General features: G+C 71.4%; 18 protein-coding genes, 1 tRNA gene and 1 riboswitch. Of the genes, 6 read left to right on the top strand and 13 right to left on the bottom strand.

Going from position 1 to position 20,506, the window contains the following annotated elements; translation table 11 throughout:
* Positions 1-2 precede the first annotated feature (2 nt).
* The gene (locus tag HSO01S_RS13995; protein WP_066042582.1) at positions 3-830 is read left to right on the top strand and encodes an alpha/beta fold hydrolase; all 828 of its coding nucleotides are present in this window, start codon (positions 3-5) and stop codon (positions 828-830) included.
* Between the two features lie 105 nt (positions 831-935).
* On the opposite strand, the gene ftsY is transcribed toward HSO01S_RS13995, so the two are convergent.
* The 5 genes from ftsY to HSO01S_RS13970 all read right to left on the bottom strand — a co-directional run bounded on the left by ftsY (position 936) and on the right by HSO01S_RS13970 (position 4,669).
* Positions 936-1,811, bottom strand: coding sequence for a signal recognition particle-docking protein FtsY (gene ftsY, locus HSO01S_RS13990; protein WP_066042579.1), 876 nt, complete (start codon positions 1,809-1,811; stop codon positions 936-938).
* 11 nt (positions 1,812-1,822) lie between these two features.
* Entirely contained in the window at positions 1,823-2,092 is a 270-nt protein-coding gene (locus HSO01S_RS13985; protein WP_066042574.1) for a mycoredoxin, read from the bottom strand.
* Positions 2,092-3,069, bottom strand: a complete 978-nt coding sequence (locus tag HSO01S_RS13980; protein WP_066042571.1) for a ribose-phosphate diphosphokinase — start codon at positions 3,067-3,069, stop codon at positions 2,092-2,094. Before HSO01S_RS13980 ends, HSO01S_RS13985 begins: the two co-directional genes overlap by 1 nt.
* Positions 3,070-4,548 carry a bifunctional UDP-N-acetylglucosamine diphosphorylase/glucosamine-1-phosphate N-acetyltransferase GlmU gene (gene glmU / locus HSO01S_RS13975; RefSeq protein WP_066042569.1) on the bottom strand — a complete coding sequence of 493 codons (1,479 nt, stop codon included), beginning with the start codon at positions 4,546-4,548 and terminating at the stop codon, positions 3,070-3,072.
* A gap of 49 nt (positions 4,549-4,597) precedes the next feature.
* Positions 4,598-4,669, bottom strand: a tRNA-Gln gene (locus HSO01S_RS13970).
* An 83-nt stretch (positions 4,670-4,752) separates the two neighbouring features.
* Between HSO01S_RS13970 and HSO01S_RS13965 the strand changes: the two genes are divergently transcribed.
* Complete coding sequence (locus HSO01S_RS13965) at positions 4,753-5,253, top strand: MarR family winged helix-turn-helix transcriptional regulator (protein ID WP_066042564.1); 501 nt, start codon at positions 4,753-4,755, stop codon at positions 5,251-5,253.
* A 10-nt stretch (positions 5,254-5,263) separates the two neighbouring features.
* Here the strand turns inward: HSO01S_RS13965 and HSO01S_RS13960 are convergent, their stop codons facing one another.
* Both HSO01S_RS13960 and HSO01S_RS13955 read right to left on the bottom strand, forming a co-directional pair.
* Positions 5,264-7,087 (bottom strand): ABC-F family ATP-binding cassette domain-containing protein, encoded by a 1,824-nt coding sequence (locus HSO01S_RS13960; protein WP_066042561.1) that lies wholly within the window; start codon positions 7,085-7,087, stop codon positions 5,264-5,266.
* A 92-nt stretch (positions 7,088-7,179) separates the two neighbouring features.
* Positions 7,180-7,809, bottom strand: a complete 630-nt coding sequence (locus HSO01S_RS13955; protein WP_066042558.1) for a Pr6Pr family membrane protein — start codon at positions 7,807-7,809, stop codon at positions 7,180-7,182.
* Between the two features lie 31 nt (positions 7,810-7,840).
* On the opposite strand from HSO01S_RS13955, the gene HSO01S_RS13950 reads away from it, so the two are divergent.
* Positions 7,841-8,440 carry an adenine phosphoribosyltransferase gene (locus HSO01S_RS13950; protein WP_066042556.1) on the top strand — a complete coding sequence of 200 codons (600 nt, stop codon included), beginning with the start codon at positions 7,841-7,843 and terminating at the stop codon, positions 8,438-8,440.
* A 27-nt stretch (positions 8,441-8,467) separates the two neighbouring features.
* On the opposite strand, the gene HSO01S_RS13945 is transcribed toward HSO01S_RS13950, so the two are convergent.
* The 5 genes from HSO01S_RS13945 to rsmI all read right to left on the bottom strand — a co-directional run bounded on the left by HSO01S_RS13945 (position 8,468) and on the right by rsmI (position 13,774).
* A complete protein-coding gene (locus tag HSO01S_RS13945; RefSeq protein ID WP_066042553.1) occupies positions 8,468-9,403 on the bottom strand; it encodes a 4-(cytidine 5'-diphospho)-2-C-methyl-D-erythritol kinase in 936 nt (311 codons plus the stop codon).
* 62 nt (positions 9,404-9,465) lie between these two features.
* Positions 9,466-10,347, bottom strand: a complete 882-nt coding sequence (rsmA, locus tag HSO01S_RS13940; protein WP_066042964.1) for a 16S rRNA (adenine(1518)-N(6)/adenine(1519)-N(6))-dimethyltransferase RsmA — start codon at positions 10,345-10,347, stop codon at positions 9,466-9,468.
* Between the two features lie 20 nt (positions 10,348-10,367).
* Positions 10,368-11,282 carry a TatD family hydrolase gene (locus HSO01S_RS13935; RefSeq protein WP_157079097.1) on the bottom strand — a complete coding sequence of 305 codons (915 nt, stop codon included), beginning with the start codon at positions 11,280-11,282 and terminating at the stop codon, positions 10,368-10,370.
* Between the two features lie 44 nt (positions 11,283-11,326).
* Entirely contained in the window at positions 11,327-12,901 is a 1,575-nt protein-coding gene (gene metG / locus HSO01S_RS13930) for a methionine--tRNA ligase (protein ID WP_066042551.1), read from the bottom strand.
* A 27-nt stretch (positions 12,902-12,928) separates the two neighbouring features.
* Positions 12,929-13,774, bottom strand: a complete 846-nt coding sequence (gene rsmI / locus HSO01S_RS13925; protein ID WP_066042549.1) for a 16S rRNA (cytidine(1402)-2'-O)-methyltransferase — start codon at positions 13,772-13,774, stop codon at positions 12,929-12,931.
* A 43-nt stretch (positions 13,775-13,817) separates the two neighbouring features.
* On the opposite strand from rsmI, the gene HSO01S_RS13920 reads away from it, so the two are divergent.
* On the top strand, positions 13,818-15,476 hold the full coding sequence (locus tag HSO01S_RS13920) for a dolichyl-phosphate-mannose--protein mannosyltransferase (protein WP_084361688.1): 1,659 nt from the start codon (positions 13,818-13,820) through the stop codon (positions 15,474-15,476).
* Entirely contained in the window at positions 15,473-16,516 is a 1,044-nt protein-coding gene (locus HSO01S_RS13915; protein WP_066042546.1) for a YeiH family protein, read from the top strand. The genes HSO01S_RS13920 and HSO01S_RS13915 overlap by 4 nt, the downstream gene beginning before the upstream one ends.
* Before the next feature lie 98 nt (positions 16,517-16,614).
* On the opposite strand, the gene HSO01S_RS13910 is transcribed toward HSO01S_RS13915, so the two are convergent.
* A complete protein-coding gene (locus HSO01S_RS13910; RefSeq protein ID WP_066042544.1) occupies positions 16,615-16,929 on the bottom strand; it encodes a DMT family transporter in 315 nt (104 codons plus the stop codon).
* A gap of 14 nt (positions 16,930-16,943) precedes the next feature.
* Positions 16,944-17,007: riboswitch (guanidine-III (ykkC-III) riboswitch) on the bottom strand.
* Between the two features lie 60 nt (positions 17,008-17,067).
* Here HSO01S_RS13910 and HSO01S_RS13905 point away from each other — a divergent pair.
* Positions 17,068-20,502, top strand: coding sequence for an AfsR/SARP family transcriptional regulator (locus tag HSO01S_RS13905; RefSeq protein WP_066042541.1), 3,435 nt, complete (start codon positions 17,068-17,070; stop codon positions 20,500-20,502).
* Positions 20,503-20,506 lie beyond the last annotated feature (4 nt).

Below are 20,506 nucleotides of genomic sequence, written 5' to 3'. Positions count from 1 at the left end.
CCGTGGACTACGCGACCAACCCGACCGACGGCATCCGCATCGCCTACCGGGTGACCACGCCGCCCGCCGGCGCGGAGGGCTCGACGGCCGCGGCGGGGTCGGCAACGCCGATCGTGCTCGTGCACGGGACCGCGCTCTCGCAGGCGATCTGGCGCGGGTTCGGCTACCTCAAGGCGTTGTCGCCGGGTCGGCCCGTGATCACGGTCGACCTCCGTGGGCACGGGCGGAGCGACAAGCCGCACGCCGACCATTCCTACGCGATGCCGCTGTTCGTCGGCGACGTGCTCGCCGTGCTCGACGCGCTCGGGCTCGAGCGCGCGCACTACCTCGGCTACTCGCTCGGGGCGCGGGTCGGGTTCTCGCTCGCCGCCGAGGCGCCCGGACGGGTGGCGAGCTTCACGAGTGTCGCCGGCGCGCCCGGAACCGGGGTCGGGGTGTTCGACCGCGTCTTCTTCCCGGGCAGCATCGCGGCGCTCGAGCGGGGCGGGATGCCGGCGTTCCTCGCCGACTGGGAGCAGGCATCCGGGAACGCGGTCGACCCCATGACCCGAGCGGCGTTCCTCGCGAACGACGGCGCCGCGCTCGCGGCGTACATGCGCGAGACCGAGCGGCAGCCGCGGGTTCCGGATGCGGCGATCGCCGCCTTCCCGATGCCGGTGCTGCTGGTCGCCGGCAGTCGCGACCGCCCGCGGCTCGAGGCGGCCCACCACGTGGCGGGACTCCTGCCGGGTGCCGAGCTGCGGATCGTCGAGGGCGCGAACCACGCCGACACCCCCAGGCACCCCGAGGTACTCCCCCTGGTCGAGACCTTCCTCGCCCGCCACCCCTGACCCCGAGGCGCCCGCCCACGCGTCGAGAAGTCACTTTTACGTCCACCCGAGCGGATTTGGACGTAAAGGTGACTTCTCGGCGAGAGAACGAGAGAAAGTGCCCCGCTACCCCACGAGGTTCTGCGCGAAGACGTGCGGCGTGAAACCCGTGAGATCGTTGATGCCCTCACCCTGACCCACGAGCTTGATCGGGATGCCGGTCTTCTCCTGCACCGCGAGCACGAACCCGGCCTTCGCCGAGCCGTCGAGCTTCGTGATCACGAGTCCGGTGACCCCGGCGTGCTGGATGAACGCATCGGCCTGGGCGAGCCCGTTCTGCCCGGTCGTCGCATCCAGCACGAGCAGCACCTCGGCGACCGGCGCCTGCTTCTCGATCACGCGGCGGATCTTGCCGAGCTCGTCCATCAGCCCGCCCTTGGTCTGCAGGCGGCCGGCGGTGTCGATCAGCACGATCTCGGTGCCGTTCGCCTTCGCCCGCTCGATGGTCTGGAAGGCGACCGAGGCCGGATCCTGTCCCTCGTGCTGCGGCCGCACCACGTCGGCACCCGCCCGCTCGGCCCAGGTCGCGACCTGCTCGACCGCGGCGGCACGGAACGTGTCGGCCGCACCGACGACCACCGAGCGGTTGTAGGTCTTGAGGAACCGCGCGAACTTGCCGATCGTCGTCGTCTTGCCGACGCCGTTCACGCCGACGACGAGCACGACCGCCGGGCGCTCGGTGAGCTTGAGGGTCGGGTCGTACTTCGACAGCCGCTCCTCGATCGTCTCGCGGAGCATCCGCTGCAGGTCACGAGGGTCGGTCGTGTTGTAGCGCGCGACGTTGGCACGCAGCTCCCCCACCACCTGCTCGGTGATGTCAGGGCCGAAGTCGGCCTTGATCAGGGCGTCTTCGAGGTCGTCCCAGGTGTCGGCGTCGATCGTGCGCTTCTGGAACATCCCGCGCAGCGCGCCGGAGAGCGACCAAGGGGTGCGATCAGCCATCTGAGTCCTGACTATCCAATGCGTTCGACGACCTCGCGGGCCGAGGGGTTCGTGGCGGTCGAGCCGTCGGGGAACACCACCGTCGGCACCGTCTGGTTGCCGCCGTTGACTGCGGCCACGAGCTCGGCCGTGCCATCCACCTCTTCGATGTTCACCTCGGTGAACGGAATGCCCTGAGCCGTGAGCTGGCTCTTCAGCCGCGCGCAGTAACCGCACCAGCTGGTGGAGAACATCGTGATGCCCCCGGCCTCAGGGGTGAACGTCTCGAGCGAAGCGGGCATCAGGCATCTCCATCGAACATCGTGGTGACCGACCCGTCTGAGAAGACCTCGTGGATCGCGCGGGCGATCAGGGGGGCGATCGGGAGGACGGTCAGTCTGTCCCAGTGCTTCTCGGGGGGAAGCGGAAGGGTGTCGGTGACGACGACCGAGTCGATGAACGGCGACTGCAGGATCTCGACCGCCGGGTCGGAGAACACCGCGTGCGTCGCCGCGACGACGACGCCGATCGCGCCGCTGGCCTTGAGCGCCTCGGCAGCGGCCACGATCGTGCGGCCGGTGTCGATCAGGTCGTCGACCAGCAGGCAGACCCGGCCGCTCACGTCACCGACGATCTCGTGCACGCTGACCTGGTTCGGCACCCGCGGGTCGCGGCGCTTGTGGATGATCGCGAGCGGCACGCCGAGCTTGTCGCTCCAGACATCCGCCACCCGCACCCGGCCCATGTCGGGCGACACGACCGTGAGGGTCGCGGGGTCGAGCGACTGCCGCATGTGCTCGAGCAGCACCGGCATCGCGAACAGGTGGTCGACGGGGCCGTCGAAGAAGCCCTGGATCTGAGCGGCGTGCAGGTCGACCGACATGATGCGGTCGGCGCCGGCGGCCTTGAACAGGTCGGCGACCAGGCGGGCCGAGATCGGCTCGCGGCCGCGGCCCTTCTTGTCCTGCCTGGCGTAGGGGTAGAAGGGCGCGACCACCGTGATGCGCTTGGCCGAGGCGCGCTTGAGCGCATCGACCATGATCAGCTGCTCCATGAGCCACTCGTTGATCGGCGCGGTGTGCGACTGGATGACGAAGACGTCGCTGCCGCGCACGCTCTCGCCGTAGCGGATGTAGAGCTCGCCGTTGGCGAAGGTGCGGGCCTCGGTCTCGACGAGGGTGGTGCCGAGCTCGGCGGCGATGTCCTCCGCCAGCTGAGGATGCGCCCGCCCTGAGACGACGACGAGGCTCTTCTCTCCGCTGGCCTTGATTCCGGACACCTATTCTCCGCTCTCTCCGGCCGACTGCGCCGCCGCCGTGGTGGAGGCCGAAGCCTCCGTGGTGGCGGCCGAAGCCGCCGTGGCCGCCGCCGAACCGGGTCGATTCTCCTCGACCCAGCCGGCCAGGTTCCGCTGAGGGGCCACGTTGATCGCGAGGGAGCCAGCGGGAACGTCTTTCCGGACGACCGTTCCGGCGCCCGTGTAGGCGCCGTCTCCGATTCTAACCGGGGCGACGAACACGTTGTGCGATCCGGTGCGCGCGTGCGACCCCACGACCGTGCGGTGCTTGTTCACGCCGTCGTAGTTCGCGGTGATCGTGCCGGCCCCGACGTTGGAGCCCGTGCCGACCTCGGTGTCGCCGATGTACGAGAGGTGGGGCACCTTCGAACCGACCCCGATGTGCGAGTTCTTGGTCTCGACGAAGGTGCCGATCTTGCCGTCGGCGTCGAGCACCGTGTTGGGCCGGAGGTAGGCGAACGGGCCGACGGATGCACGTGCGCCGATCACCGCGAGCGTCGCGTCGGTGCGCTTCACCACCGCATCCTCACCGATCTCGCAGTCGACGAGCGTCGTGTCCGGGCCCACGGTCGCGCCGCGCGCGATGCTGGTCGCCCCCTTGATCTGGGTGCCGGGGAGGATCTCGACGTCGGCCGCGAGGCTCGCCTTGAGGTCGATCCACGTGGTGGCGGGGTCGACGATGGTCACGCCGTTCAGCTGCCAGCCGCGCACGATCAGCGCGTTGAGCTTGGCCGCGGCCTCGCTGAGCTGGGCGCGGTCGTTGACGCCCGCGACGATCCACGGCTCGGCGACGGGCACGGCGGCCACGTCGGAACCGGCGCGGCGGAGCAGGCCGATCACGTCGGTCAGGTACTTCTCGCCCTGCGCGTTCGCGGTCGTGACCTGGGCCAGCTGGTCGCGGAGCTCGGCGAGACCGAAGACGTAGACGCCGGCATTGATCTCGCGGATGGCGAGCTCGGAGTCGCTCGCATCCTTCTGCTCGACGATGCGGTCGAGCATGCCGTCGGCGGTGCGGACGATGCGCCCGTAGCCGGTCGAGTCCTCCGGCAGCGCGGAGAGCAGGGTGGCTGCGGCGCCACCGGCGCGGTGGGCGGCGATCAGCTCGGTGAGGGTGTCCGAGTCGAGCAGGGGGACGTCGCCCGAGACGACCAGCACGTCCCCGTCGAAGTCGGCGGGGAGGGCCGCGACCGCCTGCTCGACGGCGCGGCCGGTGCCGGGGATCTCGTCCTGGTCGACGATGATGCTGCCCGGGAAGTGGTCCTCGATCACGGCGACGACCCGGTCGCGCTCGTGCCGGACGACGCTCACGGTGTGCGCCGCATCCAGTTGCCCGGCCGTGGCCAGGACGTGGCCGATCAGCGGGAGCCCCGCGATCTCGTGCAACAGCTTGGGGGTCGCGGATTTCATCCGGGTGCCCTGGCCTGCAGCCAGGACGACGATCGCGAGTCGGGTGTCGGTCATTCCGGTTCTCCTAGCTCTGGGAGCGGTCGCGGGCGTCACGCCGGGACTGCTCCGCCTCCAGGGTTCGAACCTAGACCTAACAGCTCCAAAGGCTGTCGTGCTGCCATTACACCAAGGCGGATCACCGGAACCCCGTCCCGGCGCAGTAGTCCAGTCTGCCAGACCGGGAACGACACGGGCCGACCCGGTGACGATAATGGGGGGATGGACAACAGGGACTCCCGGGACACCGTCGACGAGATCGTCGACGCGTGGATGCGGGAGCACCCCGACCTCGACTTCTCGCCGCTCAAGATCCTCTCCCGGGTCTCCCGGCTGGCCAAGCAGCTCGAGCGCACCCGCCGGGCCTCCTTCGCCACGGTCGACCTCGAGTCGTGGGAGTTCGACGTGCTGGCGGCACTCCGCCGCGCCGGCGAACCGCACGAGCTGAGCCCGAAGGCGCTGCTCGAGCAGACCTACGTCTCCAGCGGCACGATGACGAACCGGATCGACGGGATGGTGCGGCGCGGGCTCGTCGAGCGACGCACCGACCCGAACGACGGCCGGGGCGTGCTGGTGCGGATGACGGACGAGGGGCGCGACCGGGTCGACGGCGCGATCTCGCACCTGGTGCGGGCCGAGTCCGAGCTGCTGGCAGGACTCAGCCGCGCCGATCAGGACCGGCTTGCGGCGCTGCTTCGCAGGCTCTCCCTTGATATGGCCTGAGCCGTAAGCCCTAGTCCAGCTGCTCCGACAGCTCGAGCCAGCGCGTCTCGTGCTCGCCGATCTGCGCCTGAAGGGCCTGCAGCTCGGCCGTGAGCCCGCCGAGGCCGACGTAGTCGCTCTGGTCGAACTCCGCGATGCGGTGGTGCAGGGTGTCGATCTGGCCGGTGAGCTTGTTGATCTTCCGCTCGAGCGACGAGCGCTCCTTCTCGGCCGCACGCAGCTCGGCTCCCGCCAGCGCGGGTTTGCCGCCGTCGGACGCACCCGCCGCGGGGAGGCTCGACGCCGTGCCACCCGGCCCGCTCGTGCGCGCCCGCGCATCCGCGGAGCCCGCCCCGCCCTTCCGAAGGGTGAGGTACTGCTCGAGGCCGCCCGGCAGGTGCCGGAAGTGGCCGTCTAGCACGGCGTACTGCTGGTCGGTGACCCGCTCGAGCAGGTACCGGTCGTGCGAGACCACGAGCAGCGTGCCGGGGAACGAGTCGAGCAGATCCTCCAGCGCCGCGAGCATGTCGGTGTCGAGGTCGTTGGTCGGCTCGTCGAGGATGAGCACGTTCGGCTCGTCGAGGAGGATCAGCAGCAGCTGCAACCGGCGCTTCTGCCCACCCGAGAGGTCTTTGACCGGGGTCATCAGCTGGGCACTGGTGAAGCCGAGGCGCTCGAGCAGCTGTCCGGGGGTGAGCTCCTTGCCGCCCGCGACGTACGAGGTGCGGTAGCGGCCGATCACCTCGCTGACCCGGTCGTTCTGCACGTCGTCGAGCTCGGCGAGCTGCTGGGTGAGGGTCGCGATCTTGACCGTCTTGCCCTGCTTCACGCGGCCGGTCGTCGGCTGCACCGCGCCCGTGACGAGCCCGAGCAGGGTGGACTTGCCGGCGCCGTTGACGCCGAGGATGCCGGTGCGCTCGCCCGGGGCGATGCGCCACTCGACGTCTTTCAGCACCTGCTTCTCGCCGAACGAGACCGAGACGTCGAGGATGTCGACGACGTCCTTACCGAGGCGCGCGGTGGCCATCTGGGTGAGCGACACGGTGTCGCGGATGGGCGGCTCGTCGGCGATCAGAGCCTCGGCCGCGTCGATGCGGAACTTGGGCTTCGCCGTGCGGGCCGGGGCTCCCCGGCGGAGCCAGGCGAGCTCCTTCTTCATCAGGTTCTGGCGCTTGGACTCCATCGTGCTGGCCATCCGGTCGCGCTCGACGCGCTGCAGGATGTAGGCCGCGTAGCCGCCCTCGAAGGGCTCGATCAGCCGGTCGTGCACCTCCCAGGTGGTGTTGGAGACCTCGTCGAGGAACCACCGGTCGTGCGTCACGACCGCGAGCCCGCCCTGGTTCGCCGGCCAGCGGCGCTTGAGGTGCTCGGCGAGCCAGGCGATTCCCTCGACGTCGAGGTGGTTGGTGGGCTCGTCGAGGAAGATGACGTCCCAGTCGCCGACCAGGAGCGCCGCGAGCGCGACGCGGCGGCGCTGCCCACCGGAGAGGGTGCCGATGAGGGCGTTCCAGTCGATGTCGCCGAGGAGGCCCCCGATCACGTCGCGCACCTTGGGGTCGCCCGCCCAGACGTGCTCGTCGAGGTCGCCGACGACGGCCTGGGCCACGGTGAGGCTGGAGTCGACGGTGTCGGCCTGGTCGAGCATCCCGAGCGTGATGCCGCGGCGGCGGGTGACCCGCCCGCTGTCGGGCTCGATGCGGCCGGAGAGCAGCGAGAGCAGCGTCGACTTGCCGTCGCCGTTGCGGCCGACGATGCCGACGCGGTCGCCTTCGTTCAGGCCCACCGTCACCGAATCGAAGATGACCCGCGTCGGATATTCGAGATGCAGCGCTTCAGCGCCGAGGAGATGAGCCACCCGTCGAGGGTACCGGGTGCGGCTGGGCGCTCCGGCCCGGTGGGGTCAGGGGGCCAGCCGGCAGACCGCAGCGGACCTGCCAGCAGAGCCGGCTAGAAGCGCAGGATGCGCGTGCGGCTGAGCCCCACCACGACCCAGGCCATGATGCCGATGAACCCGGCGATGGCGAGGACGTACACGGCGACCGCTCCGTAGCCGCCGGGCTGCGCCGGGTCGAGGAACGGATACGGGTACCACCCGGTGATCGCCCCGCGGATCATCGTGTACACCGACCAGACCAACGGGAAGGCGATGATCGCGCCGATCGCGTTCCACTTCAGCGGCGACTTGCCCGGCGTCAGCACCCAGACGAGCACGACGTAGATCGGCGCGATCAGGTGCAGCACCTCGTTCGACCAGGCCAGCGTGCGGCCCTGTTCGAGCGTGATTCCGCGCAGCAGCAGGTTGTAGACCACGCCGGTGGTGGCCATGTAGGTCACGACCGCGGCGAGCGAGAGGTTGTACCAGGCGGGATCCTTCCGCACCCGGAAGGAGTAGACCGCCCCGACCAGGAGCGCGATCGCCGCGAGGGCGTTCGAGAGGATCGTGAAGTAGCTGAAGAAGTTGACCAGGAAGAACCCGGTGTCCGGCACGACGTCGATGCTGTAGGTCAGCTGCCCGACGATGGCCGCGATGATCACGCCCGCCGCGACGATGCGGATGAGGCCGAAGACGGTGCGCATGCCCACACACTAGCGACACGGTCGCTCTAGCATGGGAGCCGTGCCTGCCGCTGAGACGAACCCGACCGAGCCCGCCGCGAACCCGACGCCCGCCCCCGCCGAAGCCCCGATCGCCGCTGTGATCCGGCGCGGGATGACCGAGACGCCCGACTTCCCGTCGCCCGGCATCCTCTTCCGCGACCTGTCGGGGCTGTTCGCCGACGCCGAGGGGCTCCGCGCGGTCGGCGCCGCCCTGCTCGAGCGCTTCCCCGAGGTCGACGCGGTCGCCGGCGTCGAGGCCCGGGGCTTCGTGCTCGGCACCGCGGCCGCCGTCGCGACCGGTCACGGGATGCTCGCGGTGCGGAAGGCGGGCAAGCTCCCGGGCGAGGTGCTCGCCGAGAGCTACGGCCTCGAGTACGGCACCGCCACCCTCGAGGTGCACCCCGACACGCTGCCGCGCGGCAGCAAGGTCGTGATCGTCGACGACGTGCTCGCGACCGGTGGAACCCTGGCCGCGACCGTACGGCTGATGCGCCGCGCGGGCTGGGAGACGGTGGGCATCGCCGTGGTGCTCGAGCTCGACGGCCTGGGCGGCCGTGAAGCGGTCGAGGCCGTGACGGATGCGCCGATCACGGCGCTGCTGACCCTCTAGTCGCCGAGGCGGTCGGTCAGCGAAGCGCTACTCGCCGATCACGCGGGCGCCGGCCACCGGCCCGGTGACCCGCACCACGTGGTACCGCGCCGCGCTCAGCGCGATCTGCAACTCGAGGGCGCTGTCGATGTCGGCCGCGAGGAACGCGACCGTGGGCCCGGAGCCCGAGACGAGCCCCGCGAGGGCGCCGTTGGCCTCCCCCACCTCGAGCACCCGGGCGAGGCCGGGGTGCAGGTGCAGCGAGGGCGCCTGGAGGTCGTTGTGAAGCGACTCGGCGAGCATGTGCGGGTCGCCCGCCCGGAGCGCCTGCAGCACGTCGGTGTCGACGACCGGCTGGCCGCGCGCCGGGAAGATGTCCTGTGCGTGGCGTTCGCGGTGGAGGTCGAGCTCGCGGTAGACCGCCGGCGTGCTGAGTCCCTGCTCGGACAGCACGAGGAGCCAGTGGAACTGACCCTTCGCGAGGGCCGGGCTCAGCTGGTCGCCTCGGCCGGTGCCGATGGCCGTGCCGCCGAGGAACGCGAAGGGCACGTCGGCGCCGAGCTCGGAGGCGAGCGTGAGCAGCTCCTCGCGGCCGACGTCGGTGCCCCAGAGGGTGTCGCAGGCCAGCAGGGTGGCCGCGGCATCCGCCGAGCCCCCGCCCATGCCGCCCGCGATCGGCACGTTCTTCTCGATCAGGAGGTGCACGCCCTCGCGGTACCCGGTCCGGCGCGCCAGGAGACGAGCGGCCTTGATGGCGAGGTTCGAGCCGTCGGTCTCGAGGCCCGAGGTGTCGATGTGGCCGGCGAACTCGACCGAGAAGTCGCTCGCCGGCGAGGCGTGCACGTCTTCGTAGAGCGAGACGGCCTGGTAGGCGGTGGCGACGTCGTGGTACCCGTCATCCATCACCGCGCCGACCTTGAGGAAGACGTTGATCTTGCCGGGAGCCCTGACACGCACGGTCCTCGTGCCACCCCGGTTGATCATGCCTCCAACCTATCTCACGGGCAGACGGCCCTCCGCACGGGCCTCCGCGAGCACCGGCGTACTCAGCCGAGCGAGGCCTTGGCGATCGCCAGGAAGTCGTGCACCGTGAGCTGCTCCCCGCGCTCGGTCGGCGGCAGCCCCGCCGCCTCGAGGGTGCGGGCCGCGTTCTGCGAGTCGCCGAGCACGACCGAGAGCGACTGCCGGAGCATCTTGCGCCGCTGCTGGAAGGCGGCGTCGACGATCTCGAAGGTGCGCACCCGCAGCTCCTCGGTGTCGAGCCCCGAGCCGACCCGCTCGAAGCCGACGAGCACCGAGTCGACGTTCGGCACCGGCCAGAAGACCTGCCGCGAGACCTGACCGGCGGTGCGCCACGAGCCGTACCAGGCGGCCTTGACCGACGGCGATCCGTAGACCTTCGACCCGGGTTCGGCGGCCAGCCGGTGCCCGACCTCGGCCTGCACCATCACCACCCCCGAGCGGATCGACGGGAAGTGCTCGAGGAAGTGCAGGAGCACCGGCACCGAGACGTTGTAGGGCAGGTTGGCCACGAGCCGCGTGGGCTCGTCGGGAAGCGACAGGATGCGGAGCGCGTCGTCGTGCACGACCGTGAGGCGCGCATCCGGTGCCAGTTGCGACACGGTCACCGGCAGCTGCGCGGCGAGCCGGCCGTCGATCTCGACCGCGACCACCGCGGCACCGGCCTCGAGGAGGCCGAGGGTGAGGGAGCCCAGGCCCGGCCCGATCTCGACCACGGTGTCGCCGGGCTCGACCTTGGCGACCCGCACGATCTTGCGGACCGTGTTGGCGTCGATCACGAAGTTCTGGCCGAGCTTCTTGGTCGGGGTGAGGTCGAGCAGACCGGCGAGGTCGCGGATCTCGGCGGGGCCGAGCAGCGAGACCGACGAGGCCGCCGCATCCGGACCACCGGAATCGGCGGAATCCACGCCAGACGGCCCGGTCTCGCTCACGACGCCGTCACGGGTTCGTCGCTCCAGCTGCCGTAGACCAGCTCGGTGTTCGAGGAGATCTGCGCCGCGAGCATCGAGACGTCGGTGCCGAGGTGCGCCGCCATCGCCCGCAGGGTGTGCGGGATGAGGTACGGGGCGTTGGGCCGCCCGCGGAACGGCATCGGCGTGAGGTACGGCGCATCCGTCTCGACCATGATGAGCGCACGGGGCGCGACCGAGAGGGCTTCGCGCAAATTGTTCGCGTTCTTGAAGGTCACGTTGCCGGCGAACGACATGTACCACCCGTTCTCGGTGCAGATCTCGGCGAGCTCGGCGTCGCCGGAGAAGCAGTGGAACACCGTGCGCTCGGGAGCCCCGACGCGCTTCAGCGTGGCGATGACCTCGGCGTGCGCGTCGCGGTCGTGGATCTGCAGCGCGAGGCCGTTCTCCTTCGCGATCTCGATGTGCGCCTCGAACGACCGGTACTGCGTGGCCCGGGCCTCGTCGGTCGTCGTGCGGTAGAAGTCGAGCCCGGTCTCGCCCACCGCGCGCACGCGTGGCCAGCCGGCCAGCTCGAAGATCTCCGCGAGGGCGTCGTCCAGCCCACCGGCCTCGGCGTACACCGGGGCCTCGTTCGGGTGCAGGGCGACGGCGGCGAGCATCCGGGGTTCGCGGGCGGCCTGCTCGGCCGACCAGCGCGAGGTCTCGAGGTCGGTGCCGACCTGCACCACGCCGCGCACGCCGACGGCCGAGGCCCGGTCGAGCTGCTCGTGGTAGTCGAGCGAGCCTCCACCGTCGGGCTCGGAGCCGTTCGCGATCTCGAGGTGGGTGTGGTTGTCGTAGACCGGTACGACGAGCGCCTCGGGCAGGGGCGGGTAGCTATGGTCGCTGCGGTCCGAAGCCTCGCCGGGCTCGCGGGTGCGGAGGAACAGCGGCGGCTCCCCCGGCGTCTCGGGCAGCGCCGACTCGAACCCGGTCACGACGCCGTGGCCTCGAGCTCGATGCGCGGGAACAGGGCCTCCAGCGGCTCGACCCGGGCCTCGCCATTCCACTCCCAGGCGGTGCGGATGCCCTGGTCGCCCACGGCCCCCACCCCGCCGATCGCGGTCCACAGCTTCGCAGCCGCCTCCGGCACCACGGGCGACAGGAGCACCGCGAGGGTGCCGATGCCGCGCACGGCAGTGTTGAGCACGGTGGCGAGCCGGTCGGCGTTCGCCGGATCCTTCGCGAGCTTCCACGGCTCCTGGATCGTGATGTAGCCGTTGAGCTCGTCGACGAGCTCCCAGATGCGGGCGATGGCCTCGTGGATGGCGAGCCGCCCGATCGCCTCGTCCGCGGCCGCCGTCACGCGCCGCTCGGTGGCGCGGATGGCCGTCTCGGCCTCCGTCACCGCCGACTCGACCGCGTCGGGGATGGCGCCGTCGAAGTAGCGGGTGACCATGGCCACCACGCGGGAGGCGAGGTTGCCGAAGCCGTTCGCGAGCTCGGCCTGGTAGCGCGCCGCCAGGTCCTCCCAGCTGAACGAGCCGTCCTGGCCGAAGTTGATGGCGCGCATGAAGTAGTAGCGGAACGCGTCCGACCCGAAGGTGTCGGTGATCTGCTCGGGGGCGATGCCGGTGAGCTTCGACTTCGACATCTTCTCGCCGCCGACGAGCAGCCAGCCGTGCCCGTAGACCTGCCTGGGCACCTCGAGCCCGGCGGCCATCAGCATGGCCGGCCAGATGACGGCGTGGAACCGGGCGATGTCCTTGCCCACGATGTGGGTGGCGGGCCAGAGCCGGGCGAACTTCTCTTCATCCGACCCGTAGCCGGCGGCCGTGGCGTAGTTCAGCAGCGCGTCGAACCAGACGTAGACGACGTGCGACTCGTCCCACGGCACCTTGACGCCCCAGTCGAAGGTCTGGCGCGAGATCGAGAGGTCGGTGAGGCCGCGGCGCACGAACGACACGATCTCGTTGCGCACGCTCTCGGGCTGCACGAAGTCGGGCCGGGTCTCGTAGAGCTCGAGCAGCCGGTCGGCGAACTCGCTCATCTTGAAGAAGTAGTTGCGCTCCTTCAGCAGCTCGACCGGGAGGGAGTGGATGGCGCAGACCAGCTGGCCCTCGTACTGCCCGGTGCCGTCGACCAGGTCGGAGAGCTGCTTGTACTCCTCGCAGCCCACGCAGTAGTAGCCCTCGTACTCGCCGGTGTAGATGTACCCGGCGTCGTAGAGCCGCTGCAGGAACAGCTGCACGTTGACCTCGTGCCGCTCGTCGGTGGTGCGGATGAAGTCGTCGTTGGAGATGTCGATCGTCTCCAGCAGTGGCTGCCAGGCCTCGGCGACGAGCTTGTCGGCCCACTCCTTCGGAGTGACCCCGTTGGCGGTCGCGGTGCGCAGGATCTTCTGGCCGTGCTCGTCGGTGCCGGTGAGGAACCAGGTGGGGTCGCCCGCCTGACGGTGCCAGCGCGCGAGCACGTCGGCGGCGACCTCCGTGTAGGCGTGCCCGATGTGCGGGACGTCGTTCACATAGAAGATCGGCGTGGTGACGTAGAACGAGGAGCCGTCGGACATGGTGACCATCCTAAAGGCCGGGCGGACTCAGGGGGCGGCGGGCCCGCCCGCCCCGGGACGGCGGGCCGCGAGGGCGCCTTCGTAGAGGTCGCGCTTGGACAGGCCGGTGGCCTCGGCGATGTCGGCCGCCGCGTCCTTCAGCCTCCGCCCGTCGGAGACGAGCTCGAGCACCTGCGTCACCCCGGTGCCGAGATCGATCTCGAGCGCCGCGGCGCCGGCGACGACCAGGCAGATCTCGCCCTTGACCCCCTGGGCGGCCCACTCGGCCAGCTCGGCCGCCGTGCCGCGCTTGGCCTCCTCGTACAGCTTGGTGAGCTCGCGGACCACGACGGCCCGGCGGTCGGCGCCGAGCGCGGTGGCCAGGTCGGTGAGCGAGTCGGCGATGCGGTTCGGCGACTCGAAGAAGACCATCGTGCGGGTCTCGCGGGACAGCGCCCGGAAGGCGGCGAGGCGCTCGCCCTGCTTGCGGGGCAGGAAACCCTCGAAGGTGAAGCGGTCGGTCGGCAGCCCGGAGAGCGCCAGGGCCGTGACGACGGCGCTCGGCCCGGGGACGACCGTCACGTCCACGCCCGCGGCGACCGCGGCGACGACGAGCTGGTAGCCGGGGTCCGAGACCGTGGGCATCCCGGCGTCGCTGACCAGCACCAGGTCGCCGTCGCGGGCGAGCTCGACCAGTGACGCCGACTTCTCGCGCTCGTTGTGCTCGTGCAGCGGGATCAAGCGCGGCCGGTTCTCGATGCCGAGGCCTCGCAGGAGCTTCGCCGTCATCCGGGTGTCCTCGGCGGCGACCACCTCGGCGTTCTCCAGGATCTCGATCAGCCGGAGCGACGCATCCTTGAGGTTGCCGATGGGGGTGGCCGCGAGGATGAGCATGGCCCCAGTCTCCCACCAGGGCCGCACCCGTTAGCATGGCCCGGTGAGCACAGAGGTGACGACCGAGCCCCCGGCCCCGGCGTCGCCCCCGACCCCGCCCGAGTACACCGGCCCCACCGGCTCGCGCCTCGACGACTGGTGGCTGCGGCTCGTCGGCACTCCGGGCCGGCAGCGGCTCTGGCGCTGGGGCGGGCCGATCGCGGTGACGCTGCTGGCAGCCGTGCTCCGCCTGGTCGACCTCGCGCATCCGCACAGCCTCGTCTTCGACGAGACCTTCTACGTGAAGGATGCCTGGACCACCTGGAACCTCGGGTACGAAGCTTCCTGGCCCGCTGACGCCGACGCGCAGTTCAACGCCGGGGCGTACCAGATCTTCCAGACCAACTCCTCGTTCGCCGTGCATCCGCCGCTCGGCAAGTGGATCATCGGGCTCGGCATGGCGATCTTCGGCGCCGACAACTCGTTCGGCTGGCGCATCTCGGTGGCGGTCTGCGGCATCCTGCTCGTGCTGCTCACCGCGCTGATCGCCACGAAGCTGTTCAAGTCGACCCTGCTCGGCACGATCGCCGGGTTCCTGCTCGCGATCGACGGGCACGCGATCGTGATGAGCCGGGTCGCGGTGCTCGACGGGATCGTGGCGCTGTTTCTGCTGCTCGGCTTCGGGGCCGTGCTGCTCGACCGGGAGTGGCACGCCACGCGGCTCGCCGCCGCGGTCGCCGCGCGCACGACGCACCCGCCCGACCGGCCCGACGGCACGTCCCGGCCTCCCGTCGTGCCCGCCTGGGGGCCCGTGCTCTGGAACCGGCCCTGGGTGCTCGCCGCGGCGGTCGCCTTCGGCTTCGCCTCGTCGGTCAAGTGGTCGGGCGTCTACTTCCTCGCCGCGTTCGGCGTGTACCTCGTGGTGGTGGATGCGCTCGCGCGCCGTCGCCTGGGCATCCCGTTCTGGTTGAGCGCGGCGGTGCTGAAGCAGGGGCCGGTGACCGCCGTGCTGCTGCTGCCGCTCGCCCTGGTCTGTTACATGGTGACCTGGATCGGCTGGTTCTCGACCTCGGGAGGCATGTACCGCAACTGGGCCGAGGCCGCGCAGGGCCAGTGGACCGGAGGCCTCTCCTGGGTGCCGCTGTCGCTGCAGAACTTCTGGCACCTCGAGTCGGCGGTGTACAACTACCACGTCAACGAGCACTCGCCGCATCCCTACCAGGCGAACCCGTTGAGCTGGCTGTTCCTCGTGCGGCCGACGCAGATGTACGTCAACTCGGTGCCCGCCGACCAGTGCGGCGGAGACGTCTGCTACGAGAACATCACCTCGATCGCGAACCCGATCATCTGGTGGTGCGCGACCGCCGCCCTGTTCTACCTGGTCTACCGGCTGGTCCGGAAGCGTGAGTGGCAGGTCGGCCTCATCCTGATGGGGATGGTCGCCGGCTACCTGCCGTGGCTGCTCTACGTCAACCGCACGATCTTCCAGTTCTACACGATCGCCTTCGAGCCCTACATGATCCTCGGGCTGACCTTCGTGATCGGGCTCGCGCTCGGTTCGCGGGGTGATCCGCGCCCGGTTCGCACGAGGGCTCTGTGGATCGTCGGGGGCTTCTTCGCGATCTGCGTGCTGGTCTCGGCCTGGTTCTACCCCGTCTGGGTCGGGATGCCGGTGCCGGCCTGGTTCCTCAGCCTGCACTACTGGCTGCCGAGCTGGCGATGAGGCTCGTCGCCGGGCTGGCCGTCGCGGGAGTCGCCGCGCTGGTGGCCTTCGGCATCCACCTGCTGCTGCCGGCGGTGCCGATGCTCACGGCGGCCGTGGGGCTCGGGATGATCGCCGGGCAGATCCCGGCCGTGCAACGCGTGCTCGACGGGGTGCTGAAGCCCGGGCTCGCGATCGCGGCCCGGCGCCTGCTGCGGATCGGCATCGTGCTGCTCGGCCTCAAGCTCAGCCTGGTCGACATCGCCGGACTCGGCTGGGAGACGATCGTCGTGATCGTGCTGATCGTCGGCATCACCTTCGCCGCGACCCTGCTGCTCGGGCGTGCGTTGCGGCTGCCCGGGACGCAGCCCATCCTGATCGCCGCCGGCTTCTCGATCTGCGGCGCCTCGGCGGTCGGAGCGATGAGCGCCGTGACCCGCAGCAAGGACGAGGACACCGCGACGCCGGTGGCGCTCGTGACGCTCTGCGGCACGCTGGCGATCTTCATCCTGCCGGTGCTGCGGATCCCGCTCGGGATGTCGCCGGAGGACTTCGGGCTCTGGGTTGGCCTCAGCGTGCACGACGTGGGCCAGGTCGTGGCGACCGCCCAGATCGCGGGGCCGGCGGCGCTCGCGGCCGCGGTCGTCGTGAAGCTGACGCGGGTGCTGACGCTCGCGCCGATGGTGGCGATCGTGGGTCTGGTGGAGCGGCGGGCGGATGCCCGGAACGCGGCGCTCGGCGCCGGGCACCCGGACTACGTCGAGCGTCCGGCGGCGAAGCGGCCGCCGATCGTGCCGCTGTTCATCGCGGGGTTCATCGCCGCGGTGCTGGTGCGCACCTTCCTGCTGCCGTTGCTGCCGGCGTCGGGCTCGTCGGCCCTGCTCGACACCGCCGACCTCGTGCAGACGATCCTCCTGGCGATGGCCCTGTTCGCGCTCGGCTCGAGCATCCGCTTCCGAGCCCTGGCCCGCACCGGCACCCGCGCCCTCGCAGTAGGCCTCACCTCCTGGGCCCTGATCGCCCTCCTGTCGCTCGCAGCAGTAGCCCTCCTCCGCGGCTGAGTGCGGGTGAGCACGGAGTAACCCTGCAAATAACGCACACCGACCCCGTATACGCCCCCACTCTCGCCCATTTGCAGAGTTACTCGGCGTGGCCGGAGTCAATGCAGGACTTTGAGGCCGATCACACACCCCACGATCCCCAGCACCAGCAGCGTCCTCACCAGCGAGAAGCCCTCGCCGCCGAAGGCCATCCCGTAGGCGACCGTGAGCGAGGCGCCGATGCCGACCCAGACGGCGTAGCCGGTTCCGACCGGGATGGTGCGGAGCGCGAACGCAAGCCCGCCCATCGAGGCGAGCAGCCCGCCCGCGAAAATCACCGTCGGCCAGAGCTTGGTGAATCCCGCCGAGCGGCCCAGGGCCGTGGCCCAGACGGCCTCGAGAACACCGGATGCGATCAGAACGACCCAGGACATGACGACACTCCTCGTGTGGTCAGTCTTGTCGCTCTCCGGGTACTGCGCCCTCGTCCGGAGGCCGCATCGCGGCCTTGCCTCCATGATGCCGGATGGCCCTGATCACCGCCTGTGCAGGCACGGATTAGGCTGTGCCGGGTGAGCGAGCAACCCGCGGAGGCGACCGCACCGGCCGCGCCGGGCGCCGTCCCGGCGGACGGTGCCTCCCGCGATGGTGCCGACGCCCGCGCGGGCGTCCGGGTGGGGGTCCTCGGGCCCGTCGCCGCTAGGACCGCGACCGCGGGTGCCACCGGTGGCACGCTCGTCGAGGCCTCCGGGCCGCGCGCGAAGGCCCTGCTCGCGGCTCTCGCGCTCGCCGCTCCCCGGCCGGTCTCGGCCGAGCGGCTGACCGACGAGATCTGGGGCGACGACCCGCCCCGCGGAGCTCGGGCCGCGCTGCAGACCCTCGTCTCCCGGCTGCGGTCGAGCGTCGGCGACGAGCTGATCGAGTCCCTCCCGTCGGGTTACCGCCTGACGCTCGAGCCGACCGCGATCGACCTGATGGCGGCCGAGGAGCTGCTCGAGCGGGCGCGCATCGCGGTCGCCGACGGGTCGCCCGACGCCGCCACCGCACTGGCGGGGAAGGCGGTCGCCCTCTGGCGCGGCGAGCCCGGCGCCGACCTCGACGACGGAGCCCTGGCCGACGCCCTCGATGGTCGGGCAGCGCACGTCTTCGACGCGCTGCAGACCGTCGCCGCCGGCGCCGCCCTCGCGCTCGGCCGCGCCGAGACCGCCGAGGAGCTCGCCCGGGGCCTCGCCGGCCGAGCCCCCTTCGACGACACCGCGCACCTGCTCCTGATGCGCGCCCTGGATGCCCGGGGCCGGTCGACCGAAGCGGTGGCCGTCTATGCGGGGTTCCGCGAGCGGGTGCAGGACGCCTTCGGCACCAGCCCCGACGTCGAGCTGCAGGCGCTGCACCTCGAGCTGCTCGGCCGCGACGCTCCGGCGGGCGGGAGCGACCGCTCCCCCGTCGAGAAACCGCTCCCGGTTCGAAGCAGCGCCGGTCGGGGCATCGGCCGCGGCATCCGGGCCGCGCCGAACGCGCTGATCGGCCGAGAGACGGCGGTGACCGCGATCCTCGCGCTGCTCGAGATCGCGCGGGTCACCACGATCCTCGGTCCGGGCGGACTCGGCAAGACGCGGGTGGCGCACGAAGTCGCCGCGCGCTCGCTCGACCGCTTCCGCGCGGTCGCCGTCGTCGAGCTCGCGAGCGTGCGCTCCGAGGAGGACGTCGTCTTCGGCATCGCCTCGGCCCTCGGCATCCGGGACTCGGGGAACGGCCGGCGCCTCGGCGATCAGGTGGTGCGCGCCGACCTGCGCACGCGCATCCTGAACCGGCTCGGCGAGACGCGCACGCTGCTCGTGCTCGACAACTGCGAGCACGTGATCGAGGCGGCTGCCGAGTGGTGCGCGACGCTCACGGCCGAGCTGCCCGAGCTCACGATCCTCACCACCAGCCGCACGCCGCTCGCGATCTCGAGCGAGCGGGTCTTCGCGCTCGCGCCCCTCGGTGCGGGCGAGACGGATGACGCGGTCAGGCTGTTCCTCGACCGCGCGACAGCCGCCCGGCAGGACGCCGTGCTGCCCGTGGCGACGGTCGCGCGGCTCTGCGCGCGCCTGGACGGCCTGCCGCTCGCGATCGAGCTCGCCGCCGCCCGGGTGCGCACGATGTCGATCGACGAGATCGAGCGCCGGCTCTCGAACCGCTTCGCGCTGCTCGCGGGCGGCGACCGGTCGGCTCCCGAACGGCACCGCACACTGCTCGCGGTGATCGAGTGGAGCTGGAACCTGCTCGGGCGGGACGAGCAGCGCGCACTCGCCCGGCTCTCGGAGTTCGCCGACGGGTTCGGCGCGGAGGCGGCGGGGGCGGTGGTGTTCGCCGGGGCGGCGGGAGCAAGCACGACCACGGCCACTAGCGCGTCAAGTCCCGAATCCATCGAAGACCTCCTCGACGCCCTCGTCGCGCAGTCGCTCGTGATGGTGCGGGAGACCCGCACCGGCCTCCGCTACCGCATGCTCGAGACGGTCCGCGAGTTCGGGCAGCTGCAGCTGGAGCGCCAGGGCGCCCGCGACGAGGTGCGCGACGCCCTCTTTGCCTGGGCCGACGACTTCTCGCGCGCACGCGGCGCCCGGATGGACGGCCGCGAGCAGGTGCCGACCTTCCGCGAGGTCACGGCCGAGGAGGACAACCTCATCGACGTGCTCCGCCGAGCCATCGACGCCGGGCGCCCCGACATCGTCACCTCGGTCTTCGCGCTGCTGGCCTACTACTGGTCGCTCCGCAGCGCGCACTCCGAGGTCGACGCGTTCAGCCGGCCGGTCTTCGACGCGATCCGGCACTTCGAGCCCGCCCCCGACGAGGTGGATGCGCTCGCCGGCGTGCTCGTGATCATCACGGCGACCACGATGGTCAGCGACCTGCGCTTCGCGGTGCGGCCGCTCGGCCGGCTGCGGTGGCTCCTCCGCACCCGGTCGGTCCGCGATCGGCGACTGATCGCCGTCGCAGAGATCATGATGGCGGCCGGCAACGCGGTCGAGCTCGCCGCGCGCGTCGAACGGGCCATGGCGTCCGACGACCGTGCGACTGCCCTGCTCGGCACCCTGATCGCCGGCATCTCGGCCGAGAACGACGGCGACCGCGACACCGCCGCGGTGGTCACGCGAAACGGAGCGCGGCTCGCCGCAGAGCTCGGCGACACCTGGGGCGCCGCGATGGCCGCCCAGATGCTCGCGGCCCTCGCCAGCCAGAGCGCCGAGCCCGAGGAGGCGCTGCGCTGGGCGCGACCCGCGCGCGAAGGCCTGGCCGTCATCGGCGCCACCGAGGATCTGCAGCAGCTCGACTGGGTGATCGGCGTGAACTCGATCGGTGTCGGCAACCTCGCGGCGGCCCGGGACGTGTTCGAGCGGCTCGTCGCCCTGCCCGGCCGCACCGACGGTGTGGAGTACCGCTCGATCGGCCTCGCCGGCCAGGGCGAACTGCTGCGGGCCGAGGGCCGGCCGGTCGAAGGACTCGCCCGGCTGCGGGAGGCGCTCGACACCTTCGACGCGCCGCGGCTGCGGGCGTCACCGTGGTTCCGCACCGTCCTGTCGGAGACGCTGGCGGTGCTCGTGCTCGACGGTTCCGGCGGGCCGGACGAGGCCCTCAGGCTCGCCCGGCGCCTCCGGTCGCGCACGATCGCGACGCTGCGCATCAGCCCCTTCGCCGACCAGCCGGTGCTCGGCGCCTCGCTCGTCGGCCTCGCGGTCTGGCTCGCCGACCCGCGGATGCACGGGAGCCTCACGGCCGACGCCGAGCAGTCGCGCCTGACCGCCATGGCCCTCGAACTCCTCGCCCTCGCCGAGAGGATGGGCGCCAAGCAGGACGCGCCGGGACTCCACCTCGCCCCGCTCTTCGCCCGCTTCCGCGCCCAGACCTCCGACGCTGCCGTCGAGCACGCCCGCGCGGCCGCCGCCGCCCTCACCCCGACGGAAAGACCCGGACGCGCCGCAGCGGTGCTGCGGGCATCCGGGCCCTGGTCGGTGCGCGGCGCCTGATCGG

The organism is Herbiconiux solani NBRC 106740 (assembly GCF_001571005.1).
Classification (GTDB): domain Bacteria; phylum Actinomycetota; class Actinomycetes; order Actinomycetales; family Microbacteriaceae; genus Herbiconiux; species Herbiconiux solani.
The sequence above is the reverse complement of the archived record's forward strand: the minus strand, read 5'-3'. Positions and strand labels throughout refer to the sequence as shown.